At 57.0% G+C, this 17,348-nt stretch carries 18 protein-coding genes; 10 read left to right on the top strand and 8 right to left on the bottom strand.

Features of this window, described 5'->3' with window-relative positions; translation table 11 throughout:
- Positions 1-41 precede the first annotated feature (41 nt).
- From CC94_RS0107605 to CC94_RS0107585, 5 genes are read right to left on the bottom strand one after another with little or no spacing between them, the layout of a single operon-like run.
- Entirely contained in the window at positions 42-1,865 is a 1,824-nt protein-coding gene (locus CC94_RS0107605) for a VWA domain-containing protein (RefSeq protein ID WP_005368584.1), read from the bottom strand.
- The gene (locus CC94_RS0107600; RefSeq protein WP_005368583.1) at positions 1,862-2,842 is read right to left on the bottom strand and encodes a vWA domain-containing protein; all 981 of its coding nucleotides are present in this window, start codon (positions 2,840-2,842) and stop codon (positions 1,862-1,864) included. Before CC94_RS0107600 ends, CC94_RS0107605 begins: the two co-directional genes overlap by 4 nt.
- Positions 2,839-3,315 (bottom strand): DUF4381 domain-containing protein, encoded by a 477-nt coding sequence (locus tag CC94_RS0107595; RefSeq protein WP_005368580.1) that lies wholly within the window; start codon positions 3,313-3,315, stop codon positions 2,839-2,841. Before CC94_RS0107595 ends, CC94_RS0107600 begins: the two co-directional genes overlap by 4 nt.
- On the bottom strand, positions 3,316-4,254 hold the full coding sequence (locus CC94_RS0107590; protein ID WP_005368578.1) for a DUF58 domain-containing protein: 939 nt from the start codon (positions 4,252-4,254) through the stop codon (positions 3,316-3,318).
- Positions 4,255-5,247 carry an AAA family ATPase gene (locus CC94_RS0107585; protein ID WP_005368576.1) on the bottom strand — a complete coding sequence of 331 codons (993 nt, stop codon included), beginning with the start codon at positions 5,245-5,247 and terminating at the stop codon, positions 4,255-4,257.
- Between the two features lie 367 nt (positions 5,248-5,614).
- Between CC94_RS0107585 and CC94_RS0107580 the strand changes: the two genes are divergently transcribed.
- The 4 genes from CC94_RS0107580 to CC94_RS0107565 all read left to right on the top strand — a co-directional run bounded on the left by CC94_RS0107580 (position 5,615) and on the right by CC94_RS0107565 (position 8,607).
- The gene (locus tag CC94_RS0107580) at positions 5,615-6,946 is read left to right on the top strand and encodes a POT family MFS transporter (protein ID WP_031430387.1); all 1,332 of its coding nucleotides are present in this window, start codon (positions 5,615-5,617) and stop codon (positions 6,944-6,946) included.
- A 54-nt stretch (positions 6,947-7,000) separates the two neighbouring features.
- Positions 7,001-7,261, top strand: a complete 261-nt coding sequence (locus tag CC94_RS24600) for a DUF4124 domain-containing protein (protein ID WP_245619716.1) — start codon at positions 7,001-7,003, stop codon at positions 7,259-7,261.
- Between the two features lie 321 nt (positions 7,262-7,582).
- Complete coding sequence (locus tag CC94_RS0107570) at positions 7,583-8,413, top strand: SDR family oxidoreductase (RefSeq protein ID WP_005368570.1); 831 nt, start codon at positions 7,583-7,585, stop codon at positions 8,411-8,413.
- A 2-nt stretch (positions 8,414-8,415) separates the two neighbouring features.
- Positions 8,416-8,607, top strand: a complete 192-nt coding sequence (locus CC94_RS0107565) for a CPXCG motif-containing cysteine-rich protein (RefSeq protein WP_031430385.1) — start codon at positions 8,416-8,418, stop codon at positions 8,605-8,607.
- A gap of 131 nt (positions 8,608-8,738) precedes the next feature.
- On the opposite strand, the gene CC94_RS0107560 is transcribed toward CC94_RS0107565, so the two are convergent.
- The 3 genes from CC94_RS0107560 to CC94_RS0107550 all read right to left on the bottom strand — a co-directional run bounded on the left by CC94_RS0107560 (position 8,739) and on the right by CC94_RS0107550 (position 11,141).
- Positions 8,739-9,911: a coiled-coil domain-containing protein gene (locus tag CC94_RS0107560; RefSeq protein ID WP_005368566.1), complete on the bottom strand. Its 1,173-nt coding sequence runs from the start codon at positions 9,909-9,911 to the stop codon at positions 8,739-8,741.
- Positions 9,912-10,108: 197 nt separating this feature from the next.
- Positions 10,109-10,312 carry a hypothetical protein gene (locus tag CC94_RS0107555; protein WP_005368564.1) on the bottom strand — a complete coding sequence of 68 codons (204 nt, stop codon included), beginning with the start codon at positions 10,310-10,312 and terminating at the stop codon, positions 10,109-10,111.
- Positions 10,313-10,457: 145 nt separating this feature from the next.
- On the bottom strand, positions 10,458-11,141 hold the full coding sequence (locus CC94_RS0107550) for an SDR family oxidoreductase (RefSeq protein WP_031430383.1): 684 nt from the start codon (positions 11,139-11,141) through the stop codon (positions 10,458-10,460).
- 580 nt (positions 11,142-11,721) lie between these two features.
- Between CC94_RS0107550 and CC94_RS0107545 the strand changes: the two genes are divergently transcribed.
- The 6 genes from CC94_RS0107545 to CC94_RS0107520 all read left to right on the top strand — a co-directional run bounded on the left by CC94_RS0107545 (position 11,722) and on the right by CC94_RS0107520 (position 17,329).
- Positions 11,722-12,192: a transcriptional repressor gene (locus tag CC94_RS0107545; protein ID WP_005368560.1), complete on the top strand. Its 471-nt coding sequence runs from the start codon at positions 11,722-11,724 to the stop codon at positions 12,190-12,192.
- A 56-nt stretch (positions 12,193-12,248) separates the two neighbouring features.
- Entirely contained in the window at positions 12,249-14,294 is a 2,046-nt protein-coding gene (locus tag CC94_RS0107540; RefSeq protein ID WP_005368559.1) for a TonB-dependent receptor, read from the top strand.
- A 76-nt stretch (positions 14,295-14,370) separates the two neighbouring features.
- Positions 14,371-15,594: a zinc metallochaperone GTPase ZigA gene (gene zigA, locus CC94_RS0107535; protein WP_005368557.1), complete on the top strand. Its 1,224-nt coding sequence runs from the start codon at positions 14,371-14,373 to the stop codon at positions 15,592-15,594.
- On the top strand, positions 15,587-15,832 hold the full coding sequence (locus CC94_RS0107530) for a hypothetical protein (protein ID WP_005368555.1): 246 nt from the start codon (positions 15,587-15,589) through the stop codon (positions 15,830-15,832). Before zigA ends, CC94_RS0107530 begins: the two co-directional genes overlap by 8 nt.
- On the top strand, positions 15,829-16,602 hold the full coding sequence (locus CC94_RS0107525; protein WP_005368553.1) for a ZIP family metal transporter: 774 nt from the start codon (positions 15,829-15,831) through the stop codon (positions 16,600-16,602). The genes CC94_RS0107530 and CC94_RS0107525 overlap by 4 nt, the downstream gene beginning before the upstream one ends.
- A gap of 10 nt (positions 16,603-16,612) precedes the next feature.
- Positions 16,613-17,329 carry a DUF1826 domain-containing protein gene (locus tag CC94_RS0107520; RefSeq protein WP_005368551.1) on the top strand — a complete coding sequence of 239 codons (717 nt, stop codon included), beginning with the start codon at positions 16,613-16,615 and terminating at the stop codon, positions 17,327-17,329.
- The last annotated feature ends 19 nt before the right edge of the window (positions 17,330-17,348 follow it).

Raw genomic sequence — 17,348 nt, 5'->3', positions numbered from 1 at the left:
TGTGACGACACTATGTAAAGTGATCGGCATCGTTTTTATCGCTACTGCCTGCCGGCGCGCTGCTGGCGCAGGCCGTACTGGTACTTGAATTTGCGTTTCAACAGGCCGCCCGGATCGTCGGGAACCCGGTTCAGCCATTGCTGATTGGCCTGGGCGGTCTCGTCGGCAGGCTGCATGGCTTGGGCCTGCGTCGATGGTTCATTCCGCTCGGCCGAATCCCGTTTCTCTCCATCTTTGGCCGCCGCGGAGGCTTCCTGAGAAGGTCGGGTTTCGGCCTGCTCTTCTTCCTCGCCGGCTTTCTCCGCATCTTTTTCCTGGCCGGCTTCGGATTTGCCGGGTTGGCTCTCGCCGTTTTGTGGTTCGGAATTTCGGTCTTTTCGCTCGGACGGCTGCCCGGCATCGGACTGGTTTTGCGCCGATTCCTGCCGATCCTGCCGTTGGCCTTTTTCCGAATCCTGCTGCTTGGAGTCGCTCTGCTGCCGATTCTGTTGGGATTGTTGTTTCTGCTGCTTCATCGCTTCTTCGACCAGTTTTTTATTATATTCGGCGTCTTTATTGTCCGGATCGATCGTCAGCGATTTGTCGTAGGCGGCGATCGCTTCCTCGAAGCGTCCCGATTTCGCGAGCACATTGCCCTGATTGTAAAAACCGGTTGCGGTGTCCGGGATCGGCAACTCGCCGTCCACGGGTTTGGCTGCACGGTATTGCGCGGCCGCCTTCCAGTCCGGCTTCTCGAACAAGTCGGCCGCGCGGTCGTATTGCCGCGCCGCAAACGCTGCCGCGGCCTGCTGGTTTCTGGTTTGCCACAAATCCTGCCAGTCCAGCGCGTAACTGTTTTCCGGCAACGGCAGCAATACGGCGAACGCCAGGCACAACAAACCTCTCCGGAACGAAAACGCGGCCAGCGGCAGCAAGGCGAGCACGATCCAAGGGCCGAGATCGTCCCACAGATCGATCAGTAGCCGGTTATCGGTTTGGCCCTTGGCCTCATCGGCAACGGGCATATCGACTCCGGCCAACACGCTTTCGATATCGCTGTCGTCCGCCGCCAGGGTCCGGTAAACGCCGCCACCCGCGCCGGCCAGGGCGGCCAGGGCATCCGGATGCAGCTTCGGCACCACGATCGCGCCTTGTTCGTCCTTTAAAAAACCGCCTTTCGGCAGCGCAATCGGCGCGCCTTCGGGCGTACCTACGCCGAGCACCGATAAACGATAACTGCCCAGTTTTTTCGCCGCCGCCAGCGCGGCATCGGGCTCGACTCCGTCGGTGATCAACAGAATCTCGCCTTTGGGCAGGCCAGCCTGCTGCAGCAGCCGCACGGCCAGATTCAGCGCCGCCTCCCCCTGACTGCCCTGCGCCGGCATGATATCGGTGGTCAGGGCCTCCAGCTGACTCGCAATCGTTTCGGTATCGTCGGTCAGCGGCGTGACCGTGAACGCATCGCCCGCGAACACCAGCAGCGCGGTCTGGCCGTCCTTGCGCCGCTGCAGCAGGTCCGCGATCTTGTAGCGGGCCCGGATCAGGCGGCTCGGCTTGACGTCTTCCGCATCCATCGAACGCGACAGATCCAGCGCGATCACCAGGGCCGAATCGTTTCTGAATACCGGCGACGGCAGGCGCTGAACCGTCGGGCCCGCCAGCGCAACAATCGCCAGCAGCGCCATCACCGCACTCGTCACCAATGACTTCCGGCTCGCGGTTACGGCTTTTTCCTGCAAGAGATAGGGCAACAGCGCCGCATCGCAGACCGCCTCCCAGTTGCCCCGGCCGAGCTTGTTCCTGAACAGCAGGAACACGATCAACGCCGCCGGAACCAATGCCAGCAGCCAGTAAGGCCGGATAAAATGAAATTCGCTCAAATTCATGATTCTCTCAAGCGCGACAGACCGATCGCCCCGGCCAGCGCCAGCGCGAGACCCAAAGGCCAGTAAAACAGTTCGCGCCGGGGCCGGAAAAACTGGCTGTCCTTGTTGATCGGCTCCAGTTGATCCAGCAGCAGATAGATGTTGTCCAGCTCACGGGTGTTGCGGGCCCTAAAATAACGGCCGCCGGTCTTCTGCGCAATGTCGAGCAGGGTTTTCTCGTCCAGATCACGCGACGGGTTGACCTTGCGGGCGCCGAACAGGCTGCGCACGATCATTTCATCCGCGCCGATCCCGATCGTATAAATTTTCAAGTGATGCTCGGCCGCCAGCTCCGCCGCTTTCAGCGGCGAAACTTCGCCCGCGGTATTCGCCCCGTCGGTCATCAGAATCAGAACCCGGCTGTTGGCGGGCTGATTTTTCAGGCGCTTGATCGCGAGGCCGATCGCATCGCCGATCGCGGTATTTTCGCCCGCCATATTGATGAAGGACTCCTGCAGCAAGGTCTTGACCGTCTTGCGGTCGAAGGTCAGCGGCGTCTGCAGGTAAGCCTGCGTGCCGAACAGGATCAGGCCCATCCGGTCGCCGACCCGCCGTTCGATAAAATCGCCCGCCACCCATTTGGCCGCGGTCAGCCGGTCTACCTGCTGCTTGTTGATCACGAAATCCTGTTCTTCCATGCTACCCGATAAATCGATCGCCAACATCAGGTCGCGCCCGCTGACCGTCTGTTCGATCGGCTCGCCGAGCCACTGCGGGCGCATGCCTGCGGCCACCAGCAACAGCCAGGCCAGAGCCGCCAGACGCAGCGGCCATTGCCGGGGCCGCGAAACGGCCCGCGTTCCGCCATCGGCAAAATCTTCCAGAAACGGCACTTTCATCGCCGCCTGTTCGGCCGGCAACAGCGGCGGCAATAGCCAGCGGATCAGCCAGGGCAGCGGCAGTACGAGAATAAGCCAGGGCCAGACGAGATGAATCATTTTTTGCGTTTACGTTGCGCTTTGAGCCAGTCTTCACAGAGTTGGAACACATCCCGAACCGCCGGTTCAAACGGCGCGGCCTTTCGATAAGGCATATCGAGGAACACGCGGCCGGGGCCTTCGCTGAACGGCGCGCCCTTGAGCGAACGGTCCAAATAGTGCAGCCAGTCCTGCCCGGTCAGGCCGGCGACTTCGGCGCGCGCATCGATGCTGACCGCAACCCGGCGCAACAGCGCGGACAACTGTGCAATTTTCGCCCGATCGTCCAGCGACGGATCGTTTTTCAGCGTCTTGAGCAATTGGCGGGCGGTTTTGACCACGGTTTTCCGGGTCAGCCGTTTATACAGCCAATACCACATGCCCAGCAGCAGCGGAATCATGACCAGAATCAGCCACCAGCCGGGCGCCGGCGGCCACCAGCCGATCGCTTCCGGAAGATGAATGTCGCGCAACGGCAGATCGGCAACCGGCATTTACGGTCCTCGCATCAGATGCTTCAAAAGCTGCGCCGGGTCGTCCGCGGTGCCGCACAGGACCAGTTGAAACTTTTCCCGGCGGGCAAGCATCTGCAAACGCAGCAGACGCTCCGCGAAACGTTGCCGGTACTCGGCCAGACGCTGCGCATCGGCGCTGTCCATCACCACGTCGCGCTCGCCGTCGGTGAAACGGTAACGGCCTGTGGCGGGAAGACTTTGTTCGAGCGCATCGAACACGAAGAACAGGACCACGTCGCAATGTTCGGCGATCCGCGCCAGATACGTCTCCGCCGCTTCGTTGAGGCCGCGAAAATCGCTGATCAGATACACCCGGCTGCCGGGGTGGGCATGCTTGACCAATCGAGCCAGCGCCTGCTCGAAAGGGTATTCGCCCGGTTGCCCCCGAACGGAGCGATCGGTCAACGCATGCAAAAAATGCAGCACCGCCCGCTTGCCGTTCTGCGGCTTCAGCTCCCGGCAATCGCGGTCCGAAAAGATCTGGCCGCCGATCCGGTCGCCGTGCTGCTCGGCGGTCCATGCCAGCAGCGCGGCCAGTTTCGCGGCTTGTACCGATTTGAACGCGCCGCGGGTCGCGAAATACATTGCAGGGCGGTTATCGATCGAAACGAACACCGGCCGCTCGCGCTCTTCGCGGAATATCTTCGTATGGGGCTTGCCGGTGCGCGCGGTGACTTTCCAGTCGATCGTGCGCAGGTCGTCGCCGGGCTGATACAGCCGCGTTTCGTCGAATTCCATTCCGCGCCCCTTGAATCGGGACAGATAGCTGCCGCCTTGAAACGCGCGGATCCGGCTTCCGGAAGCGGGAAAGCCCGCCGCGAAACGGGCCAGATCGACCAGAGTCTTCAGGCTGACCGTAACCCGTTCATCGGGCTCAACCTCGCGATGCTGCGCGGACTTTCGCTTGACGGACAGCATTTACGGTACGGCAATCCGGGCAATCAATTCCCGGATCACATGATCGGCGGTAATGCCTTCCGCCTCGGCTTCGTAAGACAGAATCAGCCGATGGCGCAGCACGTCGAACGCAATGTCCTGGATGTCTTCGGGACCGACGAAATCACGCTCCTGCAGCCAGGCTTTGGCGCGGGCGCAGCGGTCGAGGGCGATGCTGGCTCTCGGGCTGGCGCCGTATTGCAACCAGCCGGCCAGATCGCGGCCGTACGCTTCGGGATTCCGGGTCGCCAGAATGATCTGCAGCAAATAGTCCTCGAGCGCTTCGGCCATGTACACGTCCAACACCTCATTCCGTGCGGCGAACAAGGTTTGCTGCGAAACGGTTTCGAAGCGTTCGGCCTTGGCGGTAAATTCGGAGCGCGCTTCCTTTCTGGCCAAATGCAGAATGTCTTTTTCATGCTTCGGATTCGGATAACCGACCTTTACATGCAGCAAAAACCGGTCGAGCTGCGCTTCGGGAAGCGGATAGGTGCCTTCCTGTTCGATCGGATTCTGCGTCGCCATCACCATGAACAAATCCGGCAGCGGATAAGTGGCTTGGCCGACCGTGATCTGCCGTTCGGCCATCGCTTCGAGCAGGGCTGCCTGCACCTTGGCTGGCGAACGGTTGATCTCGTCGGCCAGAATCAGATCGTGGAACAGGGGGCCTTTTTGAAATTCGAACGTGCCCTGCTGCGGACGGTAAATTTCGGTCCCGGTCAGATCGGCCGGCAACAGATCCGGCGTGAACTGCACCCGGTGAAAATCGCCTTGAACTCCCTTGCTCAGTATGTTGATCGCACGCGTTTTAGCAAGGCCCGGCGCGCCTTCGACCAGAATATGGCCGTCGGCCAGCAAACCGATCAGCATCCGTTCGACCAGCACTTCCTGACCGATGATTTCCCTGTTGATGATGTTTTTGAGTTTGATCAACGCCTGTTGCGTGATGTTCTGAGTAGTAAGGATTTCCGCCATGTTTCCGTCTCGTTGATTCCTGGATGACAACAACGTTGAGCAAAATGTTGCCGTAAGAACTCGTTTTTCGGTAATGGTTCAATATTTTATCCGCTTTCGGGCCGCCAATTCTAGAGAGTAACTCTGTGTGGAAAGCCTGTATTTTCTGTGGATAGCGTTGCGCAAAACCGCATAATGAAACTTATCCACAAGCCGTCAACAAATTCGCGACGGTTTTAGCGACAGTTTGTGCTATTAAACAAACCCCTGATAATAAAGGCCTATTTTGTCTTATTCACAGACTTTTCCAACTTAATAGCAATAAACAGATTTTAAATCTTTTTACCTTAGTTATGATTACGGCGCGCCGCAACGTTTTTATTAAATTATGGATATTTATAAAAATCAACAAGATATAACTACCGAAATGCCGTCTGGCATTCCCTACATCATCGGGAACGAAGTGGCCGAACGCTTCAGCTATTACGGCATGCGCGCGATTCTGGTGATTTTCATGACCCAGTATTTGATGAGCGCGTCAGGTCAGTCCGACCCGATGACGGAACGGGAAGCGCAGGGTTATTTCCATTTGTTCGTCGCGGCGGTGTATTTGATGCCGGCGTTCGGCGCCCTGCTGGCCGATTATTTCTGGGGCAAATACCGGACAATCATCGGCCTGTCGCTGGTGTACTGCCTCGGCCATTTGAGCCTGGCTGCGAACGATACCCGCCTGGGCCTGGCGCTCGGCCTGGGGCTGATCGCGATCGGTGCGGGCGGGATCAAGCCCTGCGTGTCCGCACATGTCGGCGATCAGTTCGGTCCCGGCAATTTTCATTTGCTCGGCAAGGTTTTCGGCTGGTTTTATTTTGCGATCAATCTGGGCGCTTTTTTGGCGATGCTGATCGTGCCCTGGCTGCTTGCCCATGCCGGTGCCTCGGCCGCGTTTGCCGCGCCGGGCGTGTTGATGGGATTGGCGACTTGGGTTTTCTGGCTGGGAAGGCGCCGTTTCGTGAAGATTCCGGCGGCAAGAACGCAACTGATCAATGATTTGAAAGATCCGGCCGTCTGGCGGGTGCTCGGCCGATTGGCCGCGATTTATGCGCTGGTGGCGGTATTCTGGGCCTTGTTCGAGCAGATCGGCTCGTCCTGGGTACTGCAGGCCGAAAAAATGGACCGCTGGGTCGGGAATGTCGAACTGTTGTCCTCGCAGATCCAGGCGTTGAATCCGTTGTTTATCATGCTGCTGACCCCGTGTTTCTCGTACGGCGTTTACCCTTTTCTGAGCCGGCGGATCGGGTTGACGGCTTTAAAAAAGATTTTGTTCGGTCTATTTCTGGCCGTATTCGCGTTCGCGATTCCTGCCGCGATTCAGATGCGGCTGGATCAGGGCATCCAGGTGCACATCCTGTGGCAATTGCCGGCCTACTTGCTGATGACCGCGGCCGAAGTGATGGTGTCGATCACCTGCCTCGAATATTCCTATACCCAAGCGCCGAAATCGGCCAAATCGGTCGTGATGGCGGCTTATTTTTTATCGGTATCGTTGGGCAATTTGTTCACCGGCGCGGTCAATTTTCTGATCGGTCATGCAGAGGGTGGGATGAAGTTGTCCGGAGCCGGCTATTTCTGGTTCTTCACCGGGCTGATGCTGGCGACCGCGCTGCTATTCGTCCCGCTGTCGCGAGCGGCCGAAAAGAAAGATTCTGCGCATAGGGCTTGATGCCGATTTGGCCTATACTCAATGTCTATTTTATTGTCGGACAGGCGGAACACCATGAAACTCATCGTTATTTTATTCGGCATCCTGTTTTCGCTCGCGGCCGGCGCGGGCGTTTACAAATGCACCGACGAAGCCGGTAGAATCGTTTACAAGGCCAATCCCTGTGCTACGGGACAGAGCAATGTAGAAATCGACCTCAAAACCGGTATAAAGCGGGATCTGGATCGGGAACAGAAGGAACGGCAAATGCAAGACGAACAGGAACAGGCAAAACTGGACGCGCAGCAGGAGGAAGAAAAAAGCAGGCCAGGCTGAAACAGGAAGCGAAGAACGAAAGCGCAAAAAATCAGTTCCTGATCAAGAATAACCCGTTAAAATACTCGGCCTTTGCGATCCCACCCTACGATCCTGAACAACTGCCGTCTCCGGTCAAAAACTTTGCCGAGCGCCTGCCCGAGATCGAGCGTTTACGGCGTGCCGCGGCCGAAAAAGCCCTCGCGTCCAATCAGTGCGGCCGGGTCGAGTCGGTCGAATTGAACGGCAAAAGCACGCAAGATGCGCTGGTGTTTCTGGTCGATTGCAGCACCGGCAAAAAATTTTATTTAACCGAACAGGAAATCAAGTCTCTTTAATCCGATGAATTCAGCGAAAACGATCCTGATTACCGGCTGTTCGACCGGTATCGGCTACACGACTGCAAAAGTATTGAAAGATCGCGGCCATACGGTTATTGCGACCGCGCGCAAAGCTGACGATGTTGCCCGCCTGCAGGCGGAGGGCTTTACCGCGCTGCGGCTCGATCTGGCCGACAGCGGCAGCATCAGGCTGGCGGTCGAACAAACGCTCGAATCGACCGGCGGCAGCTTGGACGCGCTGTTCAATAACGGCGCTTTCGGCCAGCCCGGCGCGGTGGAGGACTTGAGCCGGGAAGTGCTGCGTTTCCAGTTCGAAACCAACCTGTTCGGCACGCACGAACTGACCAACTTAATCATTCCGGCGATGCGCCGCCAGGGCTATGGCCGGATCATCTACAACAGCTCGGTTTTGGGCCTGGTCGCGCTGACCTACCGCGGCGCTTACAATGCGAGCAAGTTTGCGCTCGAAGGGCTGGCCGATACCTTGCGCCTGGAGCTTCGCGGCACCGGCATCGCCATTTCGCTAATCGAACCGGGCCCGATCCTGAGCCGATTCCGGGAAAATTCGTTCGCGCTATATAAACGAAATATCGATGCCGAACACAGCGCTCATCGCGATAAATACCGGGCGATGGAAGCGCGCCTGCAGAAAGAAGGCGCGGCGGTGCCTTTCACGCTGCCGGCCGAGGCGGTCGCCGAAAAAGTCGTGCATGCGCTCGAAGCGAAACGGCCGAAAATCCGCTATTACGTGACTTTTCCGACCTATCTGTTCGGCACGCTGAAGCGGCTCTTGCCTGCCGCCTGGCTCGACCATCTCCTGATCAAGGTATGACGATGCAGGAACCCGACGAAATCATGATCGATTGCCCCTATTGCGGCGAACCGCTCGACGTGCGGGTCGACACTTCGGCAGGACCCCAGCGTTATTATGAAGACTGCTCGGTCTGCTGCCGGCCGATCCTGTTCATCCTTTCCGAGGATGCAGCCGGCGAGCCGGTTCTGGACGTCAAGCGGGACGATGAATGATCTTCCCCTTGCCAGCCTGGGTTATGCACAAACCGCTGTAGGGTACGCTGTGCGTACCTTTTCACCCTCCAATGGTACGCACAGCGTACCCTACAACTGGGCGGCAAACGCGGCGATGCATGACCCGGTTTTTAGCGGAAACTGTCCGGATGCAGGAAACCGCCGAGAAAATCGTCAAAGTCATCCGCCGGCCGTTTTTTCGGAATTTTGTAGGATTTCAAAAAGGCTTTCAGCGCGGCCGAGTTCCGAAAAATTCCGATTTCCTCTTTCAGTTTGCCGATGTCGCGGCGGAGCGAGCCGATATCCTGCTCCAATGCCATCATCATCGTCTTCGGGCTGAGCCGGGCATAAAACGGCCGCCCCATTCGCCCGTTGAATTCCTGCTCGTAACCCAAGACTTCCTGTTCCAGCTCGGACAGTTGTTCTTTCAATACCTTGATGAAATATTTCAGCCGGTCTTCGGCGATATTGTTCAGGTGTTCCTGGTCGATCTGCTCGGCTTCGAGCTGAAGCTCCAAGAGCTGCAATAAATTCTTTTTTTCGTAGGCGGCATTGACGCGCTGCATCAGCTTGGTTTTGCGCCCACGTTCCTCGGCGTCCGGCTCGCGGTCGGGGTGCAAAGCGGCGGCCAGCTTGCGGTACACTTCGCGGATCGACTGGCTGATGTTTTGCTCTTCCTGCTGTTTTTTGGCTTCTTTGTCGAGCTGTTTTTGCGTCTTTTTGCGCTTGCCCCGTTTTTCCTCGGCCTGCCGCTGCTTTTCGGCCTGTTCGGCCTCGGCTTCCCGCATTTTTTCATGCAGGAAGGCCTGCATTTTTTCCGGGGAACTGACGTCCACTTCGTCCCCGATTTCGATCCCGAACATGCCGCCCATCATCGATTTCATCAATTCCGCCGCCATCGCATCGGCTTCTTCCTGCGCCGCATCGATATCGTCGCCGACGTGTTTGTTGTACAGTTCCTTCAACTCGTCTTTGCCGTGTTCGAGAATCAGCTGCTCGGCCAATTCGGTCAGGATGTGCCTGATTTTGGCTTTATCGCTTTTAGTGAAAAGTTTTTCGCCGTAGGCGCGGTCCAGCAGATAGACCATGTCGACGCGGTGACTGTTGTAGCTGTCCCAAAGCGTCTGGTATTCGCTGGCGATTTTTTGATTGTACAGCGGCAGGGTTTCCTGCCATTCGAGCAGCGCCTGTTTCTGTGCCTCGATTTTCTTGAGCAGGTTGTTGAACTGCTTTTGGGCTCGGGACAGTTCCTTAACGGCGGAGGTTTGAATGATCCGGATAACTTGATGATTGCGGTGAGGCATGGCGAGAGAAAGAAGAAGAAATGATCGCCGATTGTATCAAATTTCGGAAGGTACAAAAGTGCGCACCGAACTTGAATGCCTGCCACTAGGCAGACATTCGATTTGAAGAAACCGCAGCCCGGAACCGATCAGCTAGGAGGAAACTGCAACCGGGCTGCGGCAATTGGCAGCACGCCAAAAGAGAAGCAGACTACAGGCTACCTCAAGGACAATTCATATTCGTCCAGTTCGCAACGGTTCACCGCGCGCTTGCGGGCCTGAACATTGCCGTTTTGCTCGCGGAACCAGCCGATCACTTCCGGGCTCAGGGCCAGGTCGAAGCTTTCGCTGATTTCATCGAAATCCCGCCATACGGAGGCCGAAGACGCTTTGCTCTTGGATGGGGTTAATTTTCGTATCATGACGCGACCTTATCGATTGATAATAATACAAGTCAAGTATAAGTTAACTTTATGACACGGCCATGACAGCGAATGTTCCTGGCTTCAAACGAGACTTATATTTCCGCCGAATACCGGAATGAGCCGTACCTCACCATTCCCGGCATTACCAAGGCAGAATCGAGCCGTCGTATTTCAAGAAACTGCCGCTGTCCCGAAGCGTCGAATCCGCAATGACCCGACGCATTCCGCTCACGCTCAGTGTCGCGTCGATCAGCGCGTTGGGCCCGCCCATGTCAGTCTTGACCCAGCCCGGATGCAGAATGAGTACCCCGATGCCGAGGTCTTTCAAATCGATCGATAGGCTCTTCATCCCGGCATTCAGGGCGGCCTTGCTGGTCCGGTACAGAATGCTGCCGCCGCTGCCGTTGTCGGCGATGCTGGCCATCTGGCTGCTGACCGTCACGAGCCTTTTCAGCTTGCCGCGCTGCAGATGCGGCAGAAAGGCTTCGGCCATTTTGACCGGCGCCTGCGTATTGATCAGCAAGGTTTTGGCCCAGGCCGCATAGTCCAGTTGCCCGAAGCCGTGGCCGGAAATATCGCCGTAGATGCCCGCATTGTTGATCAGTACATCGATCGGAGTCTCCCTGATTTCCTTTGCCAGACTGTCTATCCGGGCAAAATCGGCCACATCCAGGGACAGCAGCCGCACATTCGCGATGCCGGCCAGTTTATCGGCCTTTTCCGGTTGCCGGCAACAGGCCAATACCTCCCAGCCTTCCGCCGCGTATTGTTTACAAAATTCCAATCCCAGACCGCGGCTTGCGCCCGTTACCAATACTGTAGCCATTATGGTTTGCCTTCTGCGTAGTTGTGATTAATCGAATACCGGAAACGATAATTTTTCAAAAATCCTGCAAGACTATTATTTTAGTCCAGGTTTGACGGAAGTATGTTCATGCCGGTCGGGGTAACGGGTCCTTGAATGATGCGAAGCTGAATTTTTCGACCATAGCGCCGCTACATGCGGGTTCTGGAAGAGGGTCCAGCCGGTTCGCGCCCGGCAGCGTTTCTTGGATTCATAGAAATAGCCGGGAAAACGCGTACGATCGCTCAAATGAAATGCGAGAAGGGGCATTCGCTCGATTCATGCTTCGAACAAACCCTAATGGCTTTGACGTTTCGTGCGAAAACGATAGGGAAATTCTGCCCCATGTGAAACGGCCATTTTTCGCCATTAGCCAACAATCCGAACGTCTGGCCCATCGCAATAGAAGACATCGCCAGTCTTCTATTGCGATGGGATTATCCGTTGATTAAAAACGAGCTTGTCTTGCTTTTGTATGTGATGTTATATTATAACATAATTCATGGCATTATCGATCATCATGACAACTGTAAATACTCTCTCTACTTCGGCACTCTCTTCGATGCAACGTTTACCCAATCATGATCATCATGATTGTCGTCAATCCGCCATTCGGACGGCCTCGCTGCTTTGCCAGCAGCGAGGAGTCCGTTTTACGGAAATTCGAAAGCAAATACTGGAGCTGATATGGGAAAGTCATCGCGCCGTAAAAGCCTATGATTTGCTGGATAAAGTAAAGCTGAATTCGAGTAGCGCCAAGCCTACCACCGTTTACCGCGCCTTGGATTTTTTGCTGGAACAAGGCTTGATCCATAAAGTGGAAAGTTTGAATGCTTATATCGGCTGCAGCCATGCCGATCGCAAGCACGAGCAATTGCTGTTGACCTGCACGCAATGCCACGAAGTTGAAGAAAGAACCGCGGAGCGCGTGATGGATGCGATCGTCCAAGAGTTGCGGCAAGCGGGCTTCGTGCACCAATATCAGGCGGTTGAAATTCACGGTCTTTGCGTCAAATGCGCCTCCGTTCGCTAATTCTGCTCCTCATTTTTTCGTTTGAAAAATGTAATGATATAACATTCATATTAAATATGATGCCGAAACATAAGCTACTAATTTTACTTGCCGCATCCGGCAGTCTTGCTTTGCCCGTGCAAGCGGAACAGCAACCGGCCGTTGAACTGGATCCGATCATTGTTACCTCGCCGCTGCAGTTGAAACTCTCCGACAGCGCAATGCCGGTTACCGTCTTGAGCGACGAAGAATTGCGCATGAAGACCGGCCACAGCATCGGCGAAACGCTGAAAAACGAATTGGGCATCACCAGCCAGTCGTTCGGGCCGGGCGTCGGCACGCCGGTGATTCGCGGCCAAGCCGGTCCCAGGGTGCGAGTCTTGAATAACGGCATCGGCAGCAACGATGCATCCGCGATCAGCCCCGACCACGCCACCAGCGTCGAACCGTTGCTGGCCGAACGGATCGAAGTGTTGCGCGGGCCGGCCACGCTATTGTACGGCAGCGGCGCGATCGGCGGTGTGGTCAACGTGATCGACAATCGGATTCCGGGCCGAGCCTTCGACAAAGCCCTGAATGCAGCCTTGGAACAACGCTTCGACTCGACCAGCGACGAAACCAGCACGGTGATGAAAGTCGAAGGCAGCAAAGATCATCTTGCCTACCATGTGGACGGCTTCTACCGCCACCGCAACAATCTGGACATTGGCGGCAGCGGCATCGATACCGCCAAAGTGGCAATTACCGATCCATCGCTGGATGTAGTCGACAATCCGAAAGGCTATTTGAATAACACCGGCGCCGAAGCCATTAGCGGTTCCGCCGGTTTGTCGTGGATTGGCGACAACGGCTTTGCCGGCGCCTCGATCAACAATATCAATAACAACTACGGCATCGCGCCGGACGGCACCGGCGAAGAGACCGTGCGGATCGCAATGCGCCAGAACAAATACGACTTCAAAAGCGAGTTGGCCAACCCGTTGCCGTTCGTTAAAAGCGTGCGTAGCCGCTTGGGTTATACCGATTACCAGCATACCGAAATCGCCAACGGCGAGCCGGGGGCGTTTTTCACCAACAAGACCTACGAAGGCCGCCTGGAGCTGGACCATAACGACATTGGACCCTTGCGCGGTACGGTTGGATTTCAAGCGCAGTCCAGTGATTTCCATGCTACGGAAAAACTGACTGGCGAAAGTATCGTGCCGCGCTCGGACATCAGCAGTTATGGTGTATTCGGTGTCGAAACGTTTGAGGCAGGCCCGTTGACTTACCAGTTCGGCGTGCGAGTCGAGCAAACCGACGTCCGTCCTGACGGTCATGACAGTCTGAGCTATACGCCGGTCAGCGCCTCGGCTTCGGCGCTGTGGAAAATCGATAAACGCAACAGCCTGAATCTGGCGATTACGCGTTCGTCGCGCGCGCCCAACGTGCAGGAATTGTTGTCCGACGGATACCACGATGCTACCCGCAGCTACGAGCGAGGCAGTTTAAGCCTGAAAGAGGAGACATCCTACAACCTGGACTTGGGCTACCGTTTCCGAAATGACTGGATGCGAGCGGAACTGGATTTATTCCACAACTGGGCCAGCGATTACATTTATCAAGCCCGCACAGGCGAATTCGTCGACGAAGACGGCAACCCTTGTGCCGTGGATTGCAAACCGATGGTGCTCAGCAACCAATCTGACGCCATCTTCAAAGGCTACGAAGCGAAACTGATTTTCCCGCTGATGGAAAACCGCAACGGTCTAGTGGAGTTGACCTTGTTCAGCGATTACACGCGCGGCGAATTCGTGAACGGCGGCGACGTGCCGCGCATGCCGCCGTTGCGTTACGGACTGCAGTTGGACTACAACCGGGAAAAGCTGGCCAGTTATTTGCGCTTCACGCGCGCGGACGACCAGCCGCATGCCGGCGACTTCGAAACGTCCACCGCCGGCTATTTCCTGCTCAACGTCGGAGTCAACTATCAACTGAAGGCTTACAAGGACGCCAAGCTGCTGCTGTTTGCGAAAGGCAGCAACCTGCTCGATCAGAACATCCGCAATTCGACCTCGTACCTGCGCAATTTCGCGCCGGAAGCGGGACGGGGCGCGGAGATCGGATTCCGTTTGAGTTATTGATCGGCATCATTTCGACCGGGCGCGCCTCGAACCGCGCCTTTTTTTGAATGTACAATTGTTATAATATAACATTACAATGATCGACTCGAATCACACGCATACCGACAAACTCCCCGTGACGGTGCTGTCCGGTTTCCTGGGCGCGGGCAAGACTACTTTGCTGAACCACATCCTCGGCAACCGGGAGAACCGCCGGGTGGCGGTGATCGTCAACGACATGAGCGAAGTCAATATCGACGCCGCGCTGGTCAAAAACGAGGTGCAACTGAATCGCGGCCAGGAAAAACTGGTCGAAATGAGCAACGGGTGTATCTGCTGCACCCTGCGCGAGGACTTGCTGGCCGAGGTCGGCAATCTGGCCAGGGAAGGCCGCTTCGATTATCTGGTCATCGAATCCACCGGCATTGCCGAACCGCTGCCGATCGCCGAAACCTTTACTTTCCGCGACGAGCACGGGGTCAGCCTGTCCGACGTAGCTCGATTGGATACTCTCGTTACCGTGGTCGATGCGGTCAATTTCCTGCACAATTATCAGGAAGCCTTGAGTCTGAAGGAAGCGGGCGAGGCATTGGGGGGGGAGGAGGACGAGCGGAACATCGCCGACCTGCTGGTCGACCAGATCGAATTCGCCAATGTCATTTTAATTTCCAAGATCGACCTGGTCAGCATGGACGAACTCGCCAATCTGAAGGCGATCTTACGCAGCCTGAATCCGGAGACAGACATCATCCCGATGGTGATGGGCCAAGTCGACTTGGCAAAGGTCCTGAGCACTGGCTTGTTCGATTTCGAAAAAGCCGAGCAAGCACCGGGCTGGCTGAAGGAATTGCGCGGCGAACATACGCCGGAGACCGAGGAGTACGGCATCGGCAGTTTCGTTTACAGCGCGCGCCGGCCGTTTCATCCGGAACGTTTTTACCGGCTCCTGCACGAAGGCGAATGGGACAACGGTACACTGCTGCGCTCCAAAGGGTTTTTCTGGCTGGCCTCACGCCCGGAACATGCCGGCAACTGGTCGCAGGCCGGCGGCATCATGCACCACGGTTTGGCCGGACGTTGGTGGGCGTCGGTGCCGAAGGAGGAATGGCCCGAGGCGTATTTGGCGGATATTCGCGCGCAGTGGCTGGAACCCTATGGCGATTGCCGGCAGGAGCTGGTATTTATCGGCCAGAACGTCGATGCCGATCAAGTTCGCCGCGAACTGGATGTTTGCCTGCTGACCGATGCTGAACTAGCGGCCGGCCCGGCCGTTTGGCGCGGCTATCGGGATGATTTTCCGCAATGGTTCGGCAATGGTTGACGTCGATACCTATCTGCACCTGATTGGCGGCGAAGTGCTGATTATCCTGGGTATCGTCATCCCGTTGCTGGACGACAAAACCCACAAGCGCGCGCTGTCCTTCTTATTTGCGGCCGTGCTGGGCTTGATGCTGGTCCACCTCGTCTCCTATGTGTTGCCGAAGCGGCTGGCCAATTTCATCTACAGCTCGCACCACGCCTACCGTTCCCTCCAAACACAAGAGACACAACGGATATGAATGTCGCCTTGCCGACGATCGCCGCCTGCCTGGCCGTGAGCTTATGTTCGCTGTCCAGCGCCTTCGCACTGTGGCTGCCCCCTGACACTTTGAAGCGCATGGTGCCGTTTCTGGTGGCATTGGCGGTCGGTGTTCTGCTCGGTGACGCCTTCATCCATGTGATCCCGGACGCCGTCGCGCGCCGCGGCTCGGTCAGCAACGTGTGTCTGACCGTGTTGGTTGGCGTATTCGGCTTTTTCGTACTGGAAAAACTGGTGCGCTGGCGCCACGACCACAACGTCGATACCCAGCCAAGCAGCAGCGAGATTCTACCCTTGGCGAAAATGAATTTGATCGGCGACGCGATCCATAACTTCGTCGACGGCATCCTGATTGCCGGCAGCTTTCTGGCCGATCCCCTGGTCGGCCTGACGACGACTGTGGCGATCATCGCGCACGAAGTGCCGCAGGAACTCGGAGACGTCGGCGCGTTGCTGCGCGGCGGTTACCGGCCCCGGCAAGCGGTGCTGTACAACTTTTATTGCTCGCTGAGCGTCCTGCCCGGCGCGCTGTTCACGTTGCTGCTCAGTCAGGCCGCGGAATCCTCGCTGATCGTGCTGCTGCCGATTGCCGCCGGCGGTTTTATCTATATCGCCGCGTCCGACCTGATCCCTGTTCTGCACGAGCGTTCCAGCTTTCGCCACCTGGGTGGCCAGAGCGCTGCATTCGCCCTTGGCATCGGTTTTATGCAAGCGATCGTTTCATTCGAACACACCCTGTTAAGCCCTTAAGGAGTCCACCATGTTTGCCCGTGTGCCCTTTGCGCAACCCGACCTATCGCCGCACTTGCTGAATGGCCCGTATCATCCCGTCAAACGCCGGCCGACGCCCAAGACTGTCGTGTCCGATTGCATGGCCGATTTGGCGCGTATCTATGAGGATGACGTCAATCTGTGCTTGATCCGACGACCGTTGCCGGAAGACATCGAAGTTTTCGCCCATACTGCGCTCGACGCTAACATCCGTCTCGAAACCAGCCGGCCGGTCGATCCCCGGTGTTTCGATTTTTCCCTGATCTGGCCGGAGGCCGCAGGAATTCCCGGTTACCAATCCTGGACAGCCGATATTGCGTTATTGGCCGGCGCTTTCTGCGAATTGTTCGGCCGGCGCGAAGCCGGTTTGCGGCTGCGCACGCTGGACAAGGCGATGTGCCCGCGTTTTCATGTCGATTCGGTCGCCGCCAGGATGATTTGCAGCTACGGCGGCAGCGGCACCGAATGGCTGCCCGAAAATGCGCTGGACCGTTCCAAGCTGGGCATGGGCAGTGGCGGTCAACCCGACGCCCAATCCGGCCTGATGACCGATCCGGCCGCGATTAAGCAAATGCCGGTCTTTGCGGTGGGCTTGATGAAAGGCGAACATTGGGAGGGCAATGAGGGCCGCGGCTTGGCGCACCGCTCGCCGATGCCGGCTGACGCGCAACCGCGCCGGTTGCTGCTGACCTTGGATATGTTGTAAGCCGATTCCATAATCTACG

The organism is Methylomicrobium agile (assembly GCF_000733855.1).
Classification (GTDB): Bacteria; Pseudomonadota; Gammaproteobacteria; order Methylococcales; family Methylomonadaceae; genus Methylomicrobium; species Methylomicrobium agile.
Note: the sequence above shows the minus strand (reverse complement) of the source record. Positions and strands in the feature narration are given on the sequence as shown.

Bases quoted from the DNA above. Each gene is read 5' to 3' on its own strand.
- CC94_RS0107605 (WP_005368584.1), bottom strand. From the start codon at position 1,865: ATGAATTTGAGCGAATTTCATTTTATCCGGCCTTACTGGCTGCTGGCA.
- CC94_RS0107600 (WP_005368583.1), bottom strand. From the start codon at position 2,842: ATGATTCATCTCGTCTGGCCCTGGCTTATTCTCGTACTGCCGCTGCCC.
- CC94_RS0107595 (WP_005368580.1), bottom strand. From the start codon at position 3,315: ATGCCGGTTGCCGATCTGCCGTTGCGCGACATTCATCTTCCGGAAGCG.
- CC94_RS0107590 (WP_005368578.1), bottom strand. From the start codon at position 4,254: ATGCTGTCCGTCAAGCGAAAGTCCGCGCAGCATCGCGAGGTTGAGCCC.
- CC94_RS0107585 (WP_005368576.1), bottom strand. From the start codon at position 5,247: ATGGCGGAAATCCTTACTACTCAGAACATCACGCAACAGGCGTTGATC.
- CC94_RS0107580 (WP_031430387.1), top strand. From the start codon at position 5,615: ATGGATATTTATAAAAATCAACAAGATATAACTACCGAAATGCCGTCT.
- CC94_RS24600 (WP_245619716.1), top strand. From the start codon at position 7,001: ATGAAACTCATCGTTATTTTATTCGGCATCCTGTTTTCGCTCGCGGCC.
- CC94_RS0107570 (WP_005368570.1), top strand. From the start codon at position 7,583: ATGAATTCAGCGAAAACGATCCTGATTACCGGCTGTTCGACCGGTATC.
- CC94_RS0107565 (WP_031430385.1), top strand. From the start codon at position 8,416: ATGCAGGAACCCGACGAAATCATGATCGATTGCCCCTATTGCGGCGAA.
- CC94_RS0107560 (WP_005368566.1), bottom strand. From the start codon at position 9,911: ATGCCTCACCGCAATCATCAAGTTATCCGGATCATTCAAACCTCCGCC.
- CC94_RS0107555 (WP_005368564.1), bottom strand. From the start codon at position 10,312: ATGATACGAAAATTAACCCCATCCAAGAGCAAAGCGTCTTCGGCCTCC.
- CC94_RS0107550 (WP_031430383.1), bottom strand. From the start codon at position 11,141: ATGGCTACAGTATTGGTAACGGGCGCAAGCCGCGGTCTGGGATTGGAA.
- CC94_RS0107545 (WP_005368560.1), top strand. From the start codon at position 11,722: ATGCAACGTTTACCCAATCATGATCATCATGATTGTCGTCAATCCGCC.
- CC94_RS0107540 (WP_005368559.1), top strand. From the start codon at position 12,249: ATGATGCCGAAACATAAGCTACTAATTTTACTTGCCGCATCCGGCAGT.
- zigA (WP_005368557.1), top strand. From the start codon at position 14,371: ATGATCGACTCGAATCACACGCATACCGACAAACTCCCCGTGACGGTG.
- CC94_RS0107530 (WP_005368555.1), top strand. From the start codon at position 15,587: ATGGTTGACGTCGATACCTATCTGCACCTGATTGGCGGCGAAGTGCTG.
- CC94_RS0107525 (WP_005368553.1), top strand. From the start codon at position 15,829: ATGAATGTCGCCTTGCCGACGATCGCCGCCTGCCTGGCCGTGAGCTTA.
- CC94_RS0107520 (WP_005368551.1), top strand. From the start codon at position 16,613: ATGTTTGCCCGTGTGCCCTTTGCGCAACCCGACCTATCGCCGCACTTG.